This window comes from Methanosarcina soligelidi (genome assembly GCF_000744315.1).
Lineage (GTDB): Archaea > Halobacteriota > Methanosarcinia > Methanosarcinales > Methanosarcinaceae > Methanosarcina > Methanosarcina mazei.
Genome location: NZ_JQLR01000001.1, coordinates 2,122,009 through 2,141,678, shown reverse-complemented (window position 1 = coordinate 2,141,678; position 19,670 = coordinate 2,122,009). Strand labels below are relative to the sequence as shown.

General features: G+C 41.5%; 20 protein-coding genes. 9 read left to right on the top strand and 11 right to left on the bottom strand.

The window, feature by feature from the left end; translation table 11 throughout:
• Positions 1–25 precede the first annotated feature (25 nt).
• Positions 26–1,162: a DUF373 family protein gene (locus M886_RS09385; RefSeq protein WP_048051067.1), complete on the bottom strand. Its 1,137-nt coding sequence runs from the start codon at positions 1,160–1,162 to the stop codon at positions 26–28.
• A 947-nt stretch (positions 1,163–2,109) separates the two neighbouring features.
• On the opposite strand from M886_RS09385, the gene M886_RS09380 reads away from it, so the two are divergent.
• Both M886_RS09380 and M886_RS09375 read left to right on the top strand, forming a co-directional pair.
• A complete protein-coding gene (locus tag M886_RS09380; protein WP_015412501.1) occupies positions 2,110–2,502 on the top strand; it encodes an RDD family protein in 393 nt (130 codons plus the stop codon).
• A 223-nt stretch (positions 2,503–2,725) separates the two neighbouring features.
• Positions 2,726–3,469 (top strand): hypothetical protein, encoded by a 744-nt coding sequence (locus tag M886_RS09375; RefSeq protein ID WP_048051066.1) that lies wholly within the window; start codon positions 2,726–2,728, stop codon positions 3,467–3,469.
• An 853-nt stretch (positions 3,470–4,322) separates the two neighbouring features.
• Here M886_RS09375 and M886_RS09370 read toward each other — a convergent pair.
• Positions 4,323–4,826 (bottom strand): ACT domain-containing protein, encoded by a 504-nt coding sequence (locus tag M886_RS09370; RefSeq protein ID WP_011034299.1) that lies wholly within the window; start codon positions 4,824–4,826, stop codon positions 4,323–4,325.
• Between the two features lie 217 nt (positions 4,827–5,043).
• Between M886_RS09370 and M886_RS09365 the strand changes: the two genes are divergently transcribed.
• From M886_RS09365 to hisE, 3 genes are all read left to right on the top strand, one after another.
• Positions 5,044–5,862, top strand: coding sequence for a YkgJ family cysteine cluster protein (locus M886_RS09365; RefSeq protein ID WP_048051065.1), 819 nt, complete (start codon positions 5,044–5,046; stop codon positions 5,860–5,862).
• 188 nt (positions 5,863–6,050) lie between these two features.
• Positions 6,051–7,313 (top strand): 3-isopropylmalate dehydratase large subunit, encoded by a 1,263-nt coding sequence (locus M886_RS09360; protein ID WP_048036678.1) that lies wholly within the window; start codon positions 6,051–6,053, stop codon positions 7,311–7,313.
• 80 nt (positions 7,314–7,393) lie between these two features.
• Positions 7,394–7,708 carry a phosphoribosyl-ATP diphosphatase gene (gene hisE / locus M886_RS09355; protein ID WP_015412496.1) on the top strand — a complete coding sequence of 105 codons (315 nt, stop codon included), beginning with the start codon at positions 7,394–7,396 and terminating at the stop codon, positions 7,706–7,708.
• Between the two features lie 218 nt (positions 7,709–7,926).
• Here the strand turns inward: hisE and M886_RS09350 are convergent, their stop codons facing one another.
• Entirely contained in the window at positions 7,927–8,802 is an 876-nt protein-coding gene (locus M886_RS09350) for a CBS domain-containing protein (protein ID WP_011034295.1), read from the bottom strand.
• A 500-nt stretch (positions 8,803–9,302) separates the two neighbouring features.
• On the opposite strand from M886_RS09350, the gene M886_RS09345 reads away from it, so the two are divergent.
• The gene (locus M886_RS09345; RefSeq protein WP_011034294.1) at positions 9,303–10,319 is read left to right on the top strand and encodes an NOG1 family protein; all 1,017 of its coding nucleotides are present in this window, start codon (positions 9,303–9,305) and stop codon (positions 10,317–10,319) included.
• A 109-nt stretch (positions 10,320–10,428) separates the two neighbouring features.
• On the opposite strand, the gene M886_RS09340 is transcribed toward M886_RS09345, so the two are convergent.
• The 8 genes from M886_RS09340 to M886_RS09310 all read right to left on the bottom strand — a co-directional run bounded on the left by M886_RS09340 (position 10,429) and on the right by M886_RS09310 (position 17,407).
• Positions 10,429–11,364, bottom strand: a complete 936-nt coding sequence (locus M886_RS09340) for a cytochrome c biogenesis CcdA family protein (RefSeq protein ID WP_226987593.1) — start codon at positions 11,362–11,364, stop codon at positions 10,429–10,431.
• A 346-nt stretch (positions 11,365–11,710) separates the two neighbouring features.
• Positions 11,711–12,823 (bottom strand): pyridoxal phosphate-dependent aminotransferase, encoded by a 1,113-nt coding sequence (locus tag M886_RS09335; RefSeq protein WP_048038594.1) that lies wholly within the window; start codon positions 12,821–12,823, stop codon positions 11,711–11,713.
• Positions 12,824–12,962: 139 nt separating this feature from the next.
• Complete coding sequence (hxlB, locus tag M886_RS09330) at positions 12,963–13,586, bottom strand: 6-phospho-3-hexuloisomerase (RefSeq protein WP_015412494.1); 624 nt, start codon at positions 13,584–13,586, stop codon at positions 12,963–12,965.
• Positions 13,587–13,872: 286 nt separating this feature from the next.
• Positions 13,873–14,385 (bottom strand): hypothetical protein, encoded by a 513-nt coding sequence (locus tag M886_RS09325; protein WP_011034290.1) that lies wholly within the window; start codon positions 14,383–14,385, stop codon positions 13,873–13,875.
• A gap of 13 nt (positions 14,386–14,398) precedes the next feature.
• Positions 14,399–14,758, bottom strand: coding sequence for a DUF2073 domain-containing protein (locus tag M886_RS09320; protein ID WP_011034289.1), 360 nt, complete (start codon positions 14,756–14,758; stop codon positions 14,399–14,401).
• 5 nt (positions 14,759–14,763) lie between these two features.
• The gene (locus M886_RS09315; RefSeq protein ID WP_015412493.1) at positions 14,764–15,405 is read right to left on the bottom strand and encodes an Era-like GTP-binding protein; all 642 of its coding nucleotides are present in this window, start codon (positions 15,403–15,405) and stop codon (positions 14,764–14,766) included.
• A 411-nt stretch (positions 15,406–15,816) separates the two neighbouring features.
• On the bottom strand, positions 15,817–15,963 hold the full coding sequence (locus M886_RS18655) for a hypothetical protein (RefSeq protein WP_015412492.1): 147 nt from the start codon (positions 15,961–15,963) through the stop codon (positions 15,817–15,819).
• Positions 15,964–16,411: 448 nt separating this feature from the next.
• On the bottom strand, positions 16,412–17,407 hold the full coding sequence (locus tag M886_RS09310) for a phosphate uptake regulator PhoU (protein WP_084685066.1): 996 nt from the start codon (positions 17,405–17,407) through the stop codon (positions 16,412–16,414).
• A gap of 247 nt (positions 17,408–17,654) precedes the next feature.
• Between M886_RS09310 and M886_RS09305 the strand changes: the two genes are divergently transcribed.
• From M886_RS09305 to M886_RS09295, 3 genes are read left to right on the top strand one after another with little or no spacing between them, the layout of a single operon-like run.
• Entirely contained in the window at positions 17,655–18,536 is an 882-nt protein-coding gene (locus M886_RS09305; RefSeq protein WP_015412491.1) for a shikimate kinase, read from the top strand.
• Positions 18,533–18,820 (top strand): chorismate mutase, encoded by a 288-nt coding sequence (locus M886_RS09300; protein ID WP_015412490.1) that lies wholly within the window; start codon positions 18,533–18,535, stop codon positions 18,818–18,820. The genes M886_RS09305 and M886_RS09300 overlap by 4 nt, the downstream gene beginning before the upstream one ends.
• Before the next feature lie 21 nt (positions 18,821–18,841).
• Positions 18,842–19,237, top strand: coding sequence for a 5-(carboxyamino)imidazole ribonucleotide mutase (locus M886_RS09295; RefSeq protein WP_011034284.1), 396 nt, complete (start codon positions 18,842–18,844; stop codon positions 19,235–19,237).
• Positions 19,238–19,670: the final 433 nt, after the last annotated feature.

Sequence of the window (19,670 nt, the reverse complement as noted above, 5' to 3'; positions counted from 1 at the left end):
AATTTCCGGCTGATGGGACACAGGTTCATGCGATCTTTTTACTTTTTCTTCCTCTCACACTCTTCTCGTTTTCCGGGGTCTGGTTTGAAAGGGAATATTTTATCCCTGCAAGGGCAATGAGAATGGAAACAGCGATCGAATAAACGAAGTACTGCAGTGCAAGGGTAGGATCGCCTAACACTCCATCAGATATGGAAGCCGCTGCCAGGATATATGTGCTGGCTCCCCAGAAGAGCAGACCTGTTGCAATCACGAAGAGAGAAATTGAAATATTTCTATAAATGGGCCTGCCATCTGTTTTAAGATCGAAGATCTTTCCCATGTTAGCTAGCAGCAAAGCTACTGCATACCACCAGATGGAGACATTGACGAAAACTGAGATAAGAGTGAGGGTACCGTGATACCAGACCCCTTCTGCAGAATATAACTTCCAGACTTCCATAGCTCCATATACTGTTGCTACAAGACTGACAAGCAGGGCAGCAGTGTAGCTGATGAAAACCATCCTCTGCTCAAGGAAAGCATCCCAGAGCTTTTCTTTTTCAAGGGCAACAATATCATCAAGCCCGAAGCCCCTGTAAAGCATGTACAGCCCTACAGCCGCGAGAATTCCCACAATTGCCCCTTCGGGATAGCGGGCAAGCAGGAAGATGGCGTATATAAGAAAAGCAAGCCCAAGGGGCACAAAGAAAGTCTGGGAGATTTTTGGGTCGCTGAAAGCGTGTTTGAGGATATAATAAGTGCTTTCCAGGTTTGCACTCTGCATAACGACAATCCGCTTCACGGAATCGATTTTCATTCTGGACTGCACTATAGGTACAAGAGTCTCGTCCTCAGCCCCGTCAGAAACAAAGACCGCTCTCTGCACCTCGTTCATCTGGAGATAGAGCTCGAGCTGTTCGGCAATTTTCTGGTCAGAGATTACTCCAACATTCTTGTCCCCTGCAAAAGAGACGATCTCAGCATCAACTCCTTTTGCCCGAAGCTCACCAAGGATACGGATCCCTCCGAAAATAGTATTTGTATCCGAATCCTCGGGATCGGCAATTCCGAGTGCAACAGCTGCCTGGATATTTGCCTCCCTCCCTACAATAGGAGTTACCATTTTTGCTTTTTCGCCGAGATCATTATCCCTGTCTATGCATATAACCAGAGTCTGCATGTTTCCTCAATCATTTTTATGAAAGCGTCCTGCCCGGGGAGCTGATCTTTATTATGAATTATACCGCTTCGTTTTTATTATATTCCTGTCTGAGCTTTCGAAAGAAACTCTTTTAATTAGTTAAGTTGCCTTACTCTTTACAAGCATACTATTTTAGTTTTTACATTATAAGCCTGTACCGTAATAATATTTATTTTTAAAATTAGTTTTCGCCATGATGGTTTTACAGAGCCTGTTTGAAACACGCTGGAAAATGCAAAAACAGTAGTTAATGTTAGCCATATATGTATAAAATTGTTTTGGGTGTTTATATAAATACCCAATGCAAACTAACCTTTTTGAGCACTGCCCTATTCACTCAGATAAAAATAGGATGAAGTAGATAGAGTGAACGGATAAAGTGAACCGGATAAAGTGAATCAGATAGAGTGAATCAGATAGAGTGAATCAGATAGAGTGAATCAGATAGAGTGAATCAGATAGAGTGAATCGGATAGAGTGAATCAGATAAAATAAACTACACCTTAAATTTTAAAGATCACGTTTGTCGAAAAGATATAAAAAACATTGAACACGGATTCTCCCATGAAAACTCCAGGTAAGCATTGAAAACTGGAACTTTCAGACTGATCCAACATATACTATAAGATCCGTAGTAACAGAAGGAAAAAACTCCAGCCCACAATTACCATGAGTTCTTTGTCGGCTATTCTTTTCTTTATTTTTCTGACATATTTGCCATATCCTGTTTCAAAATAAGTGTCAAGCCAGGAAATCTGGAAAAATAATATGCTATAGTAGAAGAACCCAGGATTCCTGCTATATTTATAATATAGAGTTGCAGGGGATCTATATCGTAATGAAATCATTTTTACTACAACAGATAGATTTTTTAACAGAAACCTGCTTAGAATATAAAATATATTAGAAGGAGAACAGGGAAAAATATGCAGTCATACGCAGGTTTTTTCAGAAGGCTGGTAGCTTCGATAATTGACATATTTATAATCATTCTTCTGATGGCATTTATTCAGTTTGTAACAGGAATAAGGGAAGAAATATTTTACTACGTCCTGATAATTCTGTTTTCCTGGAGTTATTTTGCCTATCAGGAGAGTTCAGTCTATCAGGGGACGGTTGGAAAACAGGCAATGAATATCATCATAACCGATCTTGACGGGAGAAGAATCTCTTTTGCCTGTGCGACAAAAAGATTTATGGTGAAGGTTCTGGCATCTCTGCCTTTCTTTGCAGGTTTTTTGCCAGTATTTATCAATAAAAACAGGCAGGGAATCCACGATAAAATTGCAAAAACTCTTGTCATAGTCCGGGAAGACTGAATTTTGAGAAGGAGTTTTCTTTTTATATTAAGCCTTTATGTCTGATTTCCAGCCCTGTACTCCGCGCAGCCTTATTTTGAGGCAATTATGATGATTTTTACACTTAAACAATTAATTGATCAGATAAGTTAATTATATTATTTAGAGAGAGTAAATATTTTAATTATCTTTCATATAATAAAAGGAAATTATTTTCCGCCACACAGACTAAGGAAAGGTTGCCATGTCCATTTACGTCGATCAGCGCAGGTTTACAGATAAAAATTCTATCAGGACCAACCCGGTTTCATATGACTTTGACCAGAGAAACCAGGCCCGGAGGAGTCCAGTTCAGGGTGATCCCTCTCAGGACTACCCTGCCCGGAACACTCAGATTCGGGGCAACCCCCTGAGTATCCAGAAATCCATTCTAGCAGATTATCCAGACTTAACCTGCTCAGGGCAGGGCTCGGATTTGAAAGTATTCCTGGACATGGATGGAGTGCTTACTGATTTTACGGGCGCATGCGAGAAATTAAACGAACGTATGATGCTCTGGTATGCTGCAGACAGAGAGCGTTTCTGGAAACAGATTACTGCTGCTGGGACCGTTTTCTGGTCGGATATGTCATGGATGGCTGGCGGGAGAGAGCTTCACGGATTCCTTAAAAGTTCAGGCCTGCACCCCACAATTCTTTCCGCGCTTCCGAGTCCGGACAGAAAAATTGCAATGATCAACGCCAGAAAAGGAAAAATGGAGTGGTTGAAAAAAGAACTCGGGACTCCATACGCAAATGATGCAATTCTCTGTTTCCGCCCGGAAAAAGCTCTTCAATCAGGAAATTCCAGAATCCTCATAGATGATAACTCAAATAATACCAGTGAATGGGAAGAAGCGGGCGGGACAGCTATACTGCACAGGAACGCGGATCGTACCATCAGGTGTCTTGGCAAGATCGTAAAAGAAGGACAGGAAACCCGAATCTAATTTATGTTCTTTACGTTCCTGAGAACCAGCTCAAAAGCTAATAATCATTAGCTGGATCATTCAGGATAAATAGCTAATTTTCGTTTTTATTATTGTTTTTGCTCCTGCTGCCTTCTGACACCTTGATCACACAGAGTTCTTTTCACCCGGCAGGAGCACTTAACTCTTATCTTACTCCCTGCTCACTGGTTGTTTTCCTGATTTCATCATTATCCTGAGAAGGTTTTTATTACGCATCTTGAAATGGAATAGAAATCAAAAGAATTGGTAAGGAAAGAAAAAAGAAAAAAGAAAGACTGCCGTATAACATTTCCTCAAAATTTGCCATAAAAGCGCGTTATATTCCTTTCGGAATGAGAATTAAGAAAGCCTGCTTCCGCCTGAAAACGAGATATTTGGAGACACCCATTTGCGGAAAATTCTGGTTGGCGGAAGCACCATAAACAAAAACACATTTTTATTATTTATGACCATTTATCCGGATAAGAGACCTTAGCTTTAAGCTAACAAAAAACAAGCTCCCTGTTTTTCCAATAAATAGAATTATTTTATTTGATCATTTTTGTGTAAGCGATCATTTTGTATAACGGCTCATTTTGTGTAAGTGATCATTTTGTGTAACGGCTTTTTTTGTATAACTATTCATATTATTATATACAATTCATTCCATGAGTTCTTTGCCGGTAAACTTGGTTGTCGAATTTCATCTCATCTGGCAGACTGTCAACCTGAAAAGAAATTACTCTAAAAAGACACTATCAATAGATTACTGCATTAGACTGGCTCTTCAGACCCGGTTTAAGAAATCCTGTTTCAGAAATCTTAAATCTCTGGATTATTGAGTTAAGATCTGTCAGTAAATACTCACTCCCTTTACCGAAGGCAGCTTGAGAATTTCGTCCACAAGGTCTCCAGGGACTTTATTGTCCGTAATAATGGTAAGCATGGGATTATCAGTCAGGTACGGGTCGTCCGAGACCGCCTGGCGTATGCTTACATTATGTTTTGAGATCAAACCCGCAACTTCTGCAAGGATTCCAACATGAGCTGCGTCTTCAGGAATGATGATAATCACTCCCAGCCCAAGAGAAGGAGCGACATCCCTGAGGAAGGGTATGGAATGAACATTTTTAAAAATAGTACTCAGAAGTTCGTCAGAAATGATGGTCTTTGTGGTTGCATCGACCACTCTCCGGTCAACGCCTACTTCCTTTGCAAGCTGTGTGTGTGCGATCTCTATTGATCCGGAAGTTACTTTTCCTTCCTCGTTTACCTGGAAGCCGCGTTCAAAGAGAAGTTTAAGCACTTTTGCCTGCGCAGGATATTTTTCAAATTTTTTGAGTAATGTCTGCCACATATAAACTAAAGTTTAAAAAGAGTTCCCTGATATATAGTTTACTGATTGCTGTTAATCCCGGGCCAAAATGAAGCAATCTCGAGTCGAATTGAACATTCTCAGGTCGAAATGAAACTCAGGAAATGATTTTCACCCTGTTTTTTAAATTTTCCGGGCCTTACTGAATTTGACTGTTATCTGCGTTAATTTGATGTACCTGCAGGACAGGAGTTCATACATGGAAAATTCAGGTTCAAGCAATGACAGGAATTCAGGAAAAACAGAATACCAGCTTACTCTTATTGACGCACTTAAAAAAGAAATTGAAATAGCTCGCAGGCTTGACCCTGAAAAACTCGCAGCCGAAATTAAAAAAACTGGTTTTTCCTGCCAGAACTGTGGAAAGTGCTGCAAAAGGGCTTTTGGGGATAACAGGGTAGTTTTAACACCTCAGGAAATCGAAAAAATCCAGAAGTATACGGATCTTTCAAAACTTGAGGTTGCAGGTCCCCTTATCCCTGACCTCAGTTGTCCTGAAGAAGCCGAAGCAGTAGAAAAAGAAGACAGGGTTGCAGAAAACTCTTCCATAATGCCGGAAATAGATGAAAAAAAGACTTCAGAGCCTTTCAGGACGCCTGAGCTTCTGAAAGAAGACATCGATCCTGATGGAAATATCCATGCTTATGGCTGGATGCTCAGGCGAAAAAAGAATGGCGACTGTGTTTTTCTTGAAAAGGATACAAACCGGTGCAGGATATACCCAGTGCGTCCAGTGCTCTGCAGCACCTATCCTTTTTACATTGAGGGACTTAAACTTTATACCTGCGAGTGTGAAGGGCTCGGAGTCCATATTTCTGCGGAAGAGAGCAGAAAACTCGCAGGCTCCCTGCTTTCCAGATATATCTCGGAACTAGAAGATACACTTGCCATGTATGAAAAATACGAGGATTTCGAAAGGACAGAAAAAGGCCACGAAATTGCAAAAAATAACCTGGAAAAAGGGACCTGCATATATATCGTCCACGACAGCAGAGGAATTACAAAAATTATTGATTAATCCTCAGATTATTTGAGTTTCCGGCTGATTCGTCCAGTTGCGAATTTTTAATCTAATGAAACTTCTTTAAAAATTTATTTATATTATCTATGAACTTCATTTCTTTTTGGGATCATCAATTAAATTTATTTATTAGAAAGCGCCAGTTATTTCCCATGACTGGAATGTCTGGTAGTGACAATCGCCCGATGACCGTTTCGGAGAAGATCTTTTCGAAAGCCTCCGGAACTCCCGTGAAAGCCGGGGATTTCGTACTGGCAAATATAGACCTGGCAATGACCCACGACATCACAGGTCCGCTGGCAGTCCAGGGCTTCTACGAAATCATGAAAGATGAAGAAGACAAGAAAGTATGGGACCCGAGCAAAATTGTAATTATATTCGACCACCAGGTCCCTGCAGACTCAATTAATGCCGCTCAAAACCATATCATGCTCAGAAGGTTTGCAAAAGAGCAGGGCATTTTAAATTATGATGTTTATGAGGGAGTCTGCCACCAGGTCCTTCCAGAAAAAGGGCATGTTAAACCCGGAGACCTGATTGTTGGTTCTGACTCCCATACCTGTGCATACGGATCTTTAGGGGCATTTTCTACCGGCATAGGCTCTACCGACATGGCAGCAGTTTTTGCCACAGGCAAGCTCTGGTTCCGGGTTCCCGAGACCTTCCGCTTTGAAGTGGAAGGAAAACTACCAGAGCGCGTATATTCCAAAGACCTTATACTGCACCTTATAGGAGATGTAGGCGTGGAAGGGGTCAGATACATGGCAGCCGAGTACGCAGGTTCTACAATCCGTTCCCTTTCCATCCCCGAGCGCATGACCATGTCCAACATGGCAATTGAAATGGGAGGAAAAGCAGGGATAATTGAAGCCGATGAAGTTACCGAGGCATACCTTAAAGAGCGCATTCCGGGTTTCAAGCTTGATCCGTACTGGAAATCCGATGAAGGTGCCAAATATCTGGATATCAGGTATTATGATGTTTCTGACCTTGAGCCCCAGGTAGCCTGCCCGCATAATGTTGACAACGTAAAGCCGGTAAGCGAAGTTGAAGGCACAAAACTCGACCAGATCTTTATGGGATCCTGCACAAACGGCAGGTTTGAAGATATCAAGATAATGGCTGACATCATGGGAGATGAACCTGTTGCGAAAGATTTGCGCCTCCTTGTTGTTCCCGCTTCAAAAACTGAATATATGAAGCTGTTAAAAGCCGGATATATTGAAAAACTCGTGAACGCGGGCGCAATCGTGGAAGCTCCCTGCTGCGGGCCATGCATGGGCGGCTCTTTTGGTCTTCTCGGACCTGGAGAGGTCGGACTTGCCACCTCAAACCGCAATTTCAAGGGCAGAGAAGGAAGTGCAGAGTCTTTTGTTTACCTTTCTTCCCCGGCAACTGCAGGAGCATCCGCCCTCACTGGAGAAATCACGGATCCCAGGAAGGTTTAAAGACCCTCCTGTTTACTTCTTCCTAATTTTTTCTACTTATTATTTAATGATGTATTATTTATCTTGAACAGGTGTTAAAAATGCCGGAGGCTGACTTATCCATTTTAAACAGGGTGTATGATATCATCCTGGACAGGAAAGAGAACTATGACGAAAATTCATATGTCTGTAAACTTTTGAACCACCGAAAGGGAATGAACAAAATCCTTGAGAAAGTGGGAGAGGAATCCATTGAAACCATACTTGCAGTCAGGAACGAAGACCATAGAGAGATCGTCTCTGAGAGCTCGGACCTGATCTTCCACCTGCTGGTGCTGCTTGCCGCAAACAACATTACTCTTGAGGAAATAGCAGATGAGTTAAGTACCAGGCACGAAAAAATGAGAAGAGATTGAATAAGAAACGCTCATGATATTCTTGGAATAACATGCCCAAAAAATGAAAGTATCTGGAAGTACTTTCATGCCAAAGAAAAAACGACTAATGCTGAAGAGTCTTATACAGGATTTCAAGAAATTAAGACAGAATTTAAAAAAAGAGGGGAATTTTAAAGCCTGGGACATAAAGTCTTCAGGTCTGTTCCCTTTATGATTTAACACACTGCAATTAGGTTTCAATAAACCGCAAGCTCATTAAGCACATCTGTTTTAGACAGAGTTCCTTTGGGCACTCCGTTGATTGTTACAATAAGCCTTCCTACATTATATTTATGGAAGAGTTTTACCACATCATAAAGCTGCATGTCCCCGTCGACGGTTATCAGCTCTTTTGTCATTATGTCCTTAACCTTTACGTTGGGTTTCCCCTGCGCGATTGCATGTGCAATATCGGTATAGGTAATTATTCCTACTATTTTCCCTTTATCTTCCACAGGGGCTCCGTGTACATTATTTCGGATGAAGAGCCTTGTTGCTTCCTGGATGCTGGCGTTAAGGTTCACAAGTAACGGAGGATACTTCATATAATGTTTGACATGTTTTTTGGGCAGGGAGATCATTTCTGTAATGTTAAAAAGGATCGAATTATTGGTGTCATCCCTTCCCGTAACCTCACCGCGGACTATGAGGCGGTTTACAGGTGTTGGACCTACCTGAAGCTTGTCATCCATTACGAAGTCCTTGATATTTCCTATCACCCTTACTACCCCGTTGCAGGCATCCGGGTTCCTGACTGTAGTAAAGCTGATTTCAGCAGCTGTCGCTCCGTTAACTACCACGTTATTCCTGTAGAGAGGAACTACGGACTCGTTTTTCAACTGCTGGATTCGTAAAGCGTCATATGCTGCCCCTGTAGGTTTATATCCCCCTTTTGGTCCGGGAACCCCCTCAACCAGGGCGAGGGCTTTTAACAGCTGCATCTGGTTGCGCACAGTCCCGGGGTTTCTCTGGATAACTTCGGCAATTTCTTCCCCTTTAATTGCCCTATCTTTTTGCCTCTGAAGATTGATTAATGCAATGATAATGTCTTTTTGAATCGGAGTAAGTTCCATAATATCACCATCAATTTCATATACCTTGTATCAGGATGAGTATAATATCCATACGTTGAAAATAGCGCATCTCTTAATTTGCCATAATTAATGATTACAAATACCCAATACAAATTACAATTACAAATATAAATAAAGTCCGGTTCTTTCAGAGAATAAAACTGATTTTACACACGTATTCAATTATTATGATAAATTGTAATCGAAACTCCTGAAGGTTTATAATTAGAATTATAATTATAATTATAAATTGCTTATTAAGAATTCGATCGATAAAAACAAAATTAAACAGTAATTTTACATTACAAAGTATTGCTTCGAATTAGAATATAGACAGAAGCTGCCAGAGAATCAGGATAAAAAGCAAGGAAATTCCGTTCAGAAACTTTTGCAAAATACTTCTTGCAGAACTTTTGCCTGCGGACTTTAGATTTTTCTGATAAACTTCTTCGCTCAGAAAACCTTTATATAGATTAAATGAGCCCCCAGAGGGTTAGAAAATGATGATTTTTGAGAAAATTCACACAGTTCCCACTTCCGAGGAGTTAACCAATAAAGCATTTAAACGGGCAGCCAGGGCAATGTCCGGGAAAACTATTGATGGGAGAGACAGCCGTTTCAAGGCCAATGAATCCATGCTTCTTACGGCTGCAAATATTTTCACGGATAACCTTGCAAATATAGTCAGAAGATTCCCGAGCTTCGAACAGCTTCCCAGATTCTATTATGAACTTACAGACATCCTTGTAGGAGTGGAAAAACTCAAGATGTCCCTTGCGTCCGTGGACTGGGCTAGCAGGAAAATTCATGAGGTTGCAAGGAGTTACGTGGGAAAAATCCGTGAATCGGATATTCCAGAGCCTGTAAGAAAAGAAGCTTTCGGCAGGCTTGCATCAATAATTAATTCAATAAATAAGGACCTCCTCTTCCTGAACGAAGCCAGAAACATCCTGAGAAAACTCCCTGATGTCCAGGACGAGCCAACGATTGTAATAGCTGGATATCCCAATGTAGGGAAATCAAGCTTTGTTTCAAAGATTACCGGTGCGACCCCAGAAATTGCTCCATACCCATTCACAACAAAAGGAGTAACCATAGGTCACTTTACACGGGACGGAGTCCGTTATCAGGTGATGGACACTCCAGGGCTCCTTGACCGCCCAATGGCCGAAAGAAACGACATTGAACGGCAGGCGATCACTGCAATTCACTACCTGGATGCAGTTGTAATGGTCGTTATTGACCCCAGTGAAAGCTGCGGGTATGAACTTCAAGATCAGAGGCGCCTGCTTGCTGAAATCAGAGAGAATTTTAACCTTCCCCTGCTTGTGGTCGCTAATAAAGCTGACAGGCCTGAGTTCATGAAAATGGATGAGGTTGAGCTGAACATGTCCACAATAACAGGAGAAGGAATTGAACAGGTAATGGACAGGCTCCTGGAAATGATAGAAGAAAAACGCCTCAGGTCTCTCGAAGAGGCACCTTCAGAAGAGTCGGATGACGAATCCGCTCTCTAATTCTTTTTCCCCTGCGTTCAGAGCATCATGTTATTCAGATATCATGAGATGTTCAGAGTATCCTGAAATGTTCAGAATATCCTGAAATGTTCAGAATATCCTGAAATGTTCAGAGTATCCTGAACTGCATCATCAGGGCGAGAGAGATGAGTATCGACCCTGTTATCAGCCTTATCCCCACTCTTTTTCGCTCTCTGAACTCGGTAACTGTTTTCGGACTCAGTCCGAAGGCCAGCAAAAGTCCGAGCAACACTACTGGCAGCAGGAGTCCGAGATTAAAAATCCATATATACTCTATCCCTCTCACAATATCAGTTTTCATTGCGAGCAGGCTCAGGAGAGAGAGATAAACTGCTCCGACACACGGAGCTTTGACCAGGGAGAACATGCCTCCTGCAAGGAATGACAGAAGCAGCAGATTTTTTTCGTCCATCCGGCTCATGAAGTCCTTCAGAGGCTGCGGAGTCCTGAAGGTCGTTTTTGCATGTTTTCTCAACCAGTAAGCATCATAAATATGCCAGAACCCGAGAAGGGCAGTCATAACGACTGCAATTTCTGAAAAATAACTCCGGAGTTCAGGCAGGAAATTGACAGTCCCCAGAATGCTCAAGCCTGCAAGCATATGCATGGTGAAAATTCCTGTGGAAAACCCCAGGGTGATTTTGAGCATCTCTTTTCTCCTTCCTTTCTGGGTAAGGTTAACTGAAGCCAGAAAAGCCATTACTGCAAGCAGGCAGGGATTAAAGCCTGAAAGAATTCCTGCAGTAAGTAGAAGGTAAGGACTTATTTTTTCAATGTGTCTGGATCTATCTTCTCTGATATCTGTGAGAAGATTTGATGTCTCCGTGGTAAAAAGCAAAGCCGGAGTTTCAAAACTATTCAGCAAAAGAGCTTCTACTGTGTTTGAGCTCCCATAAAAATAGTCATCCAATACTTTTGCACATGAGATAACCGAACCGGAAGCAGGGCTCAATAATAAAAAAATAGATATGAGTATAAGAACTCCTTTAGTTACAGGCGGCGGGCATAAAGATCGCTTTTTCATTCAGTTCTTCCGGAGCTATTTTCAGGGATAGTATCAGGGTATCTGGGTACCTTAATATAAGTTTTCCCAAAGTATAACATAACTATTTCAGAAATTGGTTAATTGAATAAAAAGTAATCAAATAAAAAGTAATCGAATAAAAAATAAATGAATGATAAATAATCAAATAAAAATAATCTAACAGGATTAATCAAATAGAACTAATCGAACAGAATTAATCAGATAAAGACTAATCGAACAGGATCAATCAGAAAAAACAAAATGTAAAAGAAAGAAAAGATAACAAAAAAGAAAAAAGGTAAAATAAAGGTGAAAAAGGGAGAGAAAAACTCTCTTTTAAACAGACTCAGAGCACTTTTTCCATGATGCTCAGAGATTTTTCAATATCTTTCATTGAAGCCGCGTAAGAAATTCTTATGTAGCCGTCTCCTTCACTCCCGAAAGCTGTTCCCGGGACCACGACAACGCCGTTTGAGATCATTTTTGAGGCGACCTCAGCGGAATTTGAGACTCTGGGGAAGGCGTAAAAAGCTCCTTTTGGAAGAGCACATTCCATACCCAGGTCATTAAGCCCTTTAACAAGCACATCCCTGCGTTTTCTGAACTCTTCACGCATGGCACTGACAGAGTCTTTTGGCCCGGTTACTGCGGCATAAGCTGCTTTCTGGGCAATAGAGTTTGCACACGCCTGAATATACTGGTGAACTTTAAGCATCTGGGATATGTATTCATTCCTGGCTGCCAGATATCCGAGTCTCCAGCCTGTCATAGCATAGCTTTTTGAAGTAGCATTTACGGTGACCACATTGTCCGAATAGCTGGCAGGACTTACGTGTTCACCTTCATAAATGAAATACTCGTAGACCTCGTCAGAAATTATGGTTATCCTGTGGTCGTCTGCGATCTCGGCAAGGGCTTTGATATCTGCCCTGCTTGAAACAGCGCCTGTGGGATTGGATGGGGAGTTAAGAATGATAGCTTTTGTTTTCGGTGTGATTCTTTCAAGCACGTCTTCAGGCTTCATTGTAAGGTCTTCCCCGAGAGGGACATTTACGACCTTTCCGTATAGCATTTCAGTCAGGGCATTATAGGATACAAAGCCGGGATTTGAAATAAGGACTTCATCTCCCCGGTTAAGAAGGGCTGTGAGGGCAATTGTAAGGGCTTCAGATGCTCCTGATGTTACTATTATTTCCTGAGGAGAGACCGAAAAGCAGTTTTCTTCCTTGAATTTCTGGCTCAGGGCTTCCCTCAGTTCAGGGATTCCGGGACCTGCGGTATAACCGGTAAAACCTTCATTTATGGCTTTAATTGCTGCGGCTTTTATATGGTCTGGAGTATCAAAATCAGGCTGCCCCAGCCCGAGATTGATCGCGTTTGAACCTGCAGCTTCGAAAATCTTTCTGATCCCGGATGTATCTATCCGGGATACGTTTTCTGAAAATTTGATTTCCTTCAAATTGTGCCCTCCTAAGGTCCCGTAAATAATATCCTCTGAATTCTGCTTACTCTGAATTCTGCTTACTCTGAATTCTGCTTTCTCCAAACTTGGCAGCCTGCTTTGCGGAAATTTAAAACCTGTATTTGATTCTGGCCAGTTATTCGATATTTGTGTGCCTCAACTTGAGTTCTGCTTCCGAAACACCTTTGAGCTTTATCAACTGGGCAATTACAGAGTCCAGGAAAACAAGGGAAATTATTTCAAAAGCAGTGCCAAGGGGAGGCAAATTCTTATAATCTCCCCTCATATTCTTTTCAAGGGAGCCGCCTGCATCGTGATCATTTTTGGTCTTGCTCGGAAGGACCATGGTTATATCAGATGTTCTGCCGAGTGTTGACTCTTTTTTGGAGGTGACAGTAATAAGTGTTGAGCCGATATCTTTGACTATTTTTCCCAGGTCTGCTATGGAGCGGGTTTCCCCGGAGCCTGAGATAGCAATAACAACGTCCTTTTGCCCGACAGCAGGAGTCGTGGTTTCTCCTACAACATATACTGTAAATCCAAGGTGCATCAGCCTCATAGCAAAAGCTTTGGCAACAAGTCCGGACCGCCCTGCCCCCATAACAAAAATTCTATCTCCTTCAAGAATTTTCTGAAGCATGCTTTTAATATCTTCGCGGTCCAGTAGCTTAATCACCTCATTTATGTTTTCCACGATAAATTTCATAGATTTTATTACATCTTCGCAGTCTATTACCTGATCTACCTGATCTGTTTTCATATGAGTTCTCCAAAAAGCATTGAGTTGGGTTCTCAATAATTAATAATTATTAACTTTTTATTTACTTCTACCGGATAAATGAGAATATAATCTCAAAATACCTGAATCTCGGAAAACTGGCGGAGCTTCTGAGACTGATAACTTTACAGGATTACCTAACTGTTATGATTATAAATCCTGAAATCCCTGCGAGATAACCTGTTTTCATTTTCTTAAACTTATTGGTAGGAATTTCAGGACAAATTTCCGGAAGCTTCTATTTTTATCCTGCTGTTGTGTCTGCCCATTATCGGCTTGTTTGCGACTCAGTCTTATAATTGATAGCTTTTAATTCCCAGCTCTCGATGTTGTTTCTGAATTCATGGTAAAGCCTCTGGATATCGCAGTCATTCCCATTCCAATAAAAATCCTTTCGTACGTCCCCCTTTTGCAGTTCTTCAAGTACGAACTTGGACAAATGGAAAAGAGCTTTCTTGTTGGAAAAAGGAATGCTGTAGTTTACACGATACCCGCCGGATGTTTTGCCATAGGAAACAAGAATATAACCTTTACTTTCATACTCCGTTATTTCATCAAAGTCGCAGATCATTTCAAATTCATGAACAGCAGAGGGATCTACCTTTGAGATCCCGATAAGTACCTGCGCTATGATGTAATCAGGGACCTTTCGTCCGAACCATACCGCAATTTTCCCGTAGGTACAGACTACGTCAACATCGTTCCTGCCCATCTCAAAGGAGCCTAGGGACTGGGGAGGGGATAATTTTGCTTCCAGGTCTTGGGTCTTCTGGGCACACATTGTTTCCACTTCGTTACTTACTTGCAGAGACAAGTGCACTGATTAGATTCCTATCTTTTTTAAGGGTTTTGAGCTGGTTTGCGGGCCCTATAACCGTAAGTCTTTTGCTGCTCTGTTTTTTGAAAAATTTCCCCAGCAAAGAAGAGTCCGCATTTGCAGGATAGCTCTGCATCTCGATACCTGAAAATACATCCGGCTGGATTGCTGACATTGTCATTTCAATGAGTTTAGCCTCTTCCATAGGGTTGAGACCTTTTTCGAGCACAAGGATTTTGCCCTTTCTCACCTCATCGATTATATACCGGACTTTTTCCATGGAAGCCATCTGAGAAATTTTGGCTTCGGATATAAGGTCAAGTTGGATTCCCTGCATCTGGATCACCCGAACTGTTTGCTCAGAGCTTCATAGAATGAGTCCATACCCACTCCTTCAAGCGCTGAGACAGGTACCATAGGGTGCTGAGGGAAGGCTTCCTTTATAACTCCTGGGTCGGCGTTAGGAAGGTCTACCTTATTTGCTACAATGAGAAGCGGAAGGTTTCTAGCTTCCATATTTCCTATAACAGTTACATTAACCTGAGTATAGGGGTTCTCTGTGGAATCCATAACCAGTATGACTCCGTCAAGGTCATCAAGCCATTTTACAGCTTCAATTACACCCTCTGTTGCTTCTTTGGACCTTTTCTTTGATTCTACATCGCTCATTCCCTGTTCCATGAAGTCATGGAAATCGATCTTTGTTGCAAGCCCGGGAGTGTCAACAATATCAAGGCTGATAGTATGCCCGTTAGTTTCGATAGTAACACCGTTTTTCCTTTTTGCGTGCCTGGTTTCGTGGGCGATGTGTGAAACCGATCCCATTGTTTCATCACTTCCTACCCAGTCTTTAAGGATACGGTTACTGAGGGTTGTCTTGCCGGCATTCGGGGGGCCGTATATACCGATACATGCTCCTTTTTTCTTGAACAGTTTATTGAACATTTTTGAAAAGCTTACCTTAAATCGTTTTATCATATTCATGGCTTCCCTCCCTTGGGAAAAGCATAACACCAAAGGATTTCTCGGATTGCTTTCCTGTATGGGTTACTGGTGTTTTCGTGATATTTTTATCTAATCAATCCTGGCATATAAATAATTTCCACTTGTTAAGCTGTGGGAATCGGGAAATTAAAGATACTGAGTTCTCTTTTTTAGCATATCTGGAATAAATAGCAAACCTAGGTTTTTCCTATATAAAAAATAGGAAGTGCCTGCGTGAAAGAACACCAGAATATAAATATATTACTTCTTATCGCCTGATCCCCGGAACATATTTAGCAAAAATTTTTTGTAAAGAGAGTATTCAGTCTATCTGAAACTCGTTTACTATTAAATTTTTATGTTTTACTGATTTTCTGTACTTTCCTTTATATCTTTTCCTATTTTTATTCATCATACCTTAAAAATATAAATCATCATTATCCTGTTAAGGATTTTAAAATCTTCATTAATCTGGTCCTCCTGTATTTCTCCCGTTCCCATTATCCTGAAAACGCTATACTCAGAACCTTTTGCTTTAATCCAGCTCACCGCATTCATGCGTTAATTTGTCCTGTTCTCCGCGCAGTTTCTCATAAATAATCCTGAGAATTGTTTTAGCAGAGTCCCTCCAGACAGTTTGAACAAGAATGAAAACTGGATGGAACCGTCCACTTTTTTTTAGTGCTTTAATTTTATATCTACTTTGATAACTAAATGAGAAAGAACGCGGCAGAGGTAGAATCTTCCTTACTCGCATTATTTAAAAAAGAGAATTATTCATATAATTTCTTTGGAGGTAAAGGATTCTTATAGAGAAAGAAAATTCTCTATATACCGATCATAAAAGAGAGCTGAGGCATAACATAAGTTTATTAAAATAATTTTCAGGATGGCGAAAGAACTTATATTTTGAAAACGTTTCTGTTACGCACATCAGTTTATTTTGAGAAAGTATACGAGTTTTTTGCGGAAATATTATTAATTATTACGAATTTGTACAAGAATATTATTTATCCCTGATTGCAGAATTTATAGCTATTTCAGCTATATTGGCTCCAAGGTCTCCTATTCTTGAAAGGCTATCTACTATAGTCCCGAGGGCTATCATGGCTTCATGGGACTCCAGTTTAAGAATGGAGGAACGCAGTTCTCTTACACGTGAATGAATGTCATCTATACTGTCTATTACCTGGTTAGCAAGTGTGGTGTCAGAGTTATACAGGGCGTCCACTGCCTGCCCTACCAGCTTCATATACGTGCTGCTGAGGTCTTCTATGACTTCCATCACGTCTTCTCTTACCGGCTCCTTCATTTTTGACGCAACGGTTGCCATCCTCTGGGAGTGGTCCGCTATCCTTTCGATAGGACCTGCCGCCATCCTGAAATCATGGTATTCCTCTATGCTCGTTTCCGCAGAATCAGGCATCCTTCCTCCGCAGAGGATGGAACGAAATTGTTTGGAAATAAGGAGGCATAACCTGTCAACCTCGTCGTCCCTCTGGCTTACATCAAGAGCAAGGTCGTGATCGCCAGTCTTGAGGGCTCTTATGGCATCTTTTTGCATGGAGCCTGTGATCAGGAACATCCTGTGTATGCCTTTTTTTATATGGAGCTCATTTGGGTTGAGAAGGTCCTGGATGACAACACAGTTTGAGCTTTCCTCAATGATTTCAGGCCCTATTAACTTGTAACAGACCTTCCTGATGACCTGTTTTTGCTCGGAGAGTATTCTTTTTGAGGTAAACTCTATCCTGTCATAGCCGTAAAGGTACGCAGCAATAATATCCCTTTCGAGAGCCTTTGCTTCATAGCCCGTTACGTCAATCCTTTTTGTTTTTATTGTTCGCCCTTCAAGAATAGGGTCAATTAGCAGTTTACCGTCTGGCTGAGCCTGAATGGAGACTCTTGTCCCTGTTTCAATTCCCATTTTTTCGGCCCACTGTTTAGGGAGAGAAATGATATAAGTGGATCCGCCTGTTTGCTGTACTTTTCTTGTCTCTATATGGATTCCCCGTTTTTACTTGCTTAGAATTGTCCTGGAAGTGATTGAGAACTGAATGATGCTTACTTAATATGTAGAATATTTATAGTGTTTAGATAAGAACATAATGTATATACTATTCGGATTTACTATTTATATTCTGAGGAGTCTTTCATTATGAGGAATAAATCCGGAGCCCTGTATTTAAACCTCACTTTTCCTCCTAACGGAGGTAAAAAATATTAAAGAGCAGAGCATTCTGGACGTAATGACACTTGAAGGGCACGCCTGCGCTTTCGGAGCTGGAACGATAATAAATGCGATAGCTACATGGAAAGGCGCAGCATTTGGAATAGATCTAAAAACCTTTGCAGATGTGGAACTTTCTGAAAGCGAATCTGTGATTACCGGCTCAATCAAAGAGGTGCCTGAAGGAGATACTCGCCTTATAGAACGCTGCGTGGAACTTGTCCTTGGGAGATTCGGGCTGGAACTTGGAGGCACGATAAGGACATGGGGTGAAATCCCCCTTGCAGGAGGGCTTAAGAGCAGCAGTGCAGCAGCAAACGCTTCAGTCCTTGCGACCCTTCATGCGGTGGGGGAAACAATGCCCTCTCTTGAGATCATAAAACTGGGTGTAAGGGCTGCAAGGGAAGTGGGAGTTACTGTCACTGGAGCATTTGACGATGCCTGCGCTTCTTTTCTGGGTGGTATTGTAATTACCGATAACCGGAATATGAAACTCATCAAACGTGAAGAAGCCGATTCAAGAGTCCTTATATTCGCCCCATCAAAAAAGGCTTTCAGCGCGGACACGAATGTAAAACGTTCACGGCTGATCGCACCATATGTGGAAATGGCATACGAGCTTGCTCTCGCAGGAGATTATGAACGCGCAATGACGCTTAACGGCTTTCTTTACTGCGGAGCTCTCGGGTTTGATACGGAGTATATGCTCAGGGCTCTGGAATGCGGAGTAAAAGGGGTCAGCCTTTCAGGGACAGGCCCTTCTTATGCAGCCCTGGTAAAAGCTGACCAGGTAAAAGAACTTAAGTCTGCGTGGGAAAGCTGCGGCATGGAGGGAAGAGTCATAGAAACCAGTATAAATAACAGTGGCGCAATATCCTTTAAAAGGGAGGGGTCCTCTTGAGTGAACTTGAAGCTGTCCGCAAAGAAATAGAGGAGATTGACAGGGAAATCCTTTCCCTTATTGATAAAAGGGTTAACCTTGCTGAAAAAGTGCTTGAATCAAAAAGAATAAATGGAACTTCCATAAATGACCGTAAGCAAAATGAGGTTGTAATCAACAGGGCATTAAATACTGCAACCGAGCTCAACCTCGATGTAGGGTCGGTAAAGGAAATTTTTGAAATCCTTATCAGGATGAGCATCGAACGCCAGAATGAACTGAGTGGAAAGGGAAGCCTGCCCTGACCTTTCTCAAAGGAGTAAAAAATGGTTGATATTTCACTGATTATGGGTTCTGAGTCCGACAGGGCAATCGCCAACCGTGCGGTTTCAGTAATTGAAAAAACCAGGTACACTTACGAAGTAATGGTCATTTCTGCCCACAGAAACCCTGACGAGCTTGATATCTATATATCAAATACGGACGCAAAAGTCTTTATTACCATAGCGGGTTTGTCAGCAGCTCTTCCCGGAGTCGTGGCCTCCAAGACTAAAAAACCTGTCATAGGCGTGCCTGTAAGTGCAAAACTCGGCGGGCTTGACGCCCTTCTTTCCATAGCCCAGATGCCTCCGGGAGTGCCTGTCGGAAGTGTAGGAATTGACAACGGGGCAAATGGGGCGTACCTTGCCCTTAGGATCCTGGATTTAATTGAAAATCCCTGATAACACCGGGAATTACTGCTTTCAATTTTTTCTCGGAAATTGAAATGCCTTTTTTTGCTGGCTTGATAGTCTCCAAGGAAGGAGACTTCCCGCCATGGAGTTAAATTCCCAAACTATTTTTAATATTTACCAGATTCCAAAATATTTTTCAATGTTTTTAAAATTCTCAAACTATTTTTTAATATTTAGTTTCTTTTTTACAGAGTGAATCTAAAATGTACTTAATGGGGAGTCCATCCCAAAACCCAGTTTTAATCTAATTCCCAGAATAGTCAAGGATTGTTTTCACAATGAGAAGCTCGATTTATTACTTAAGTACAAGACCCAGAGGCAAATTATGAGTTTTGGGATCAACTAAATGATAATAAAAGAGATTGATTTAAAATTCCTGGATACACTCAGATTTATGAGTTCAGGCTAAAAAAGTAAATTT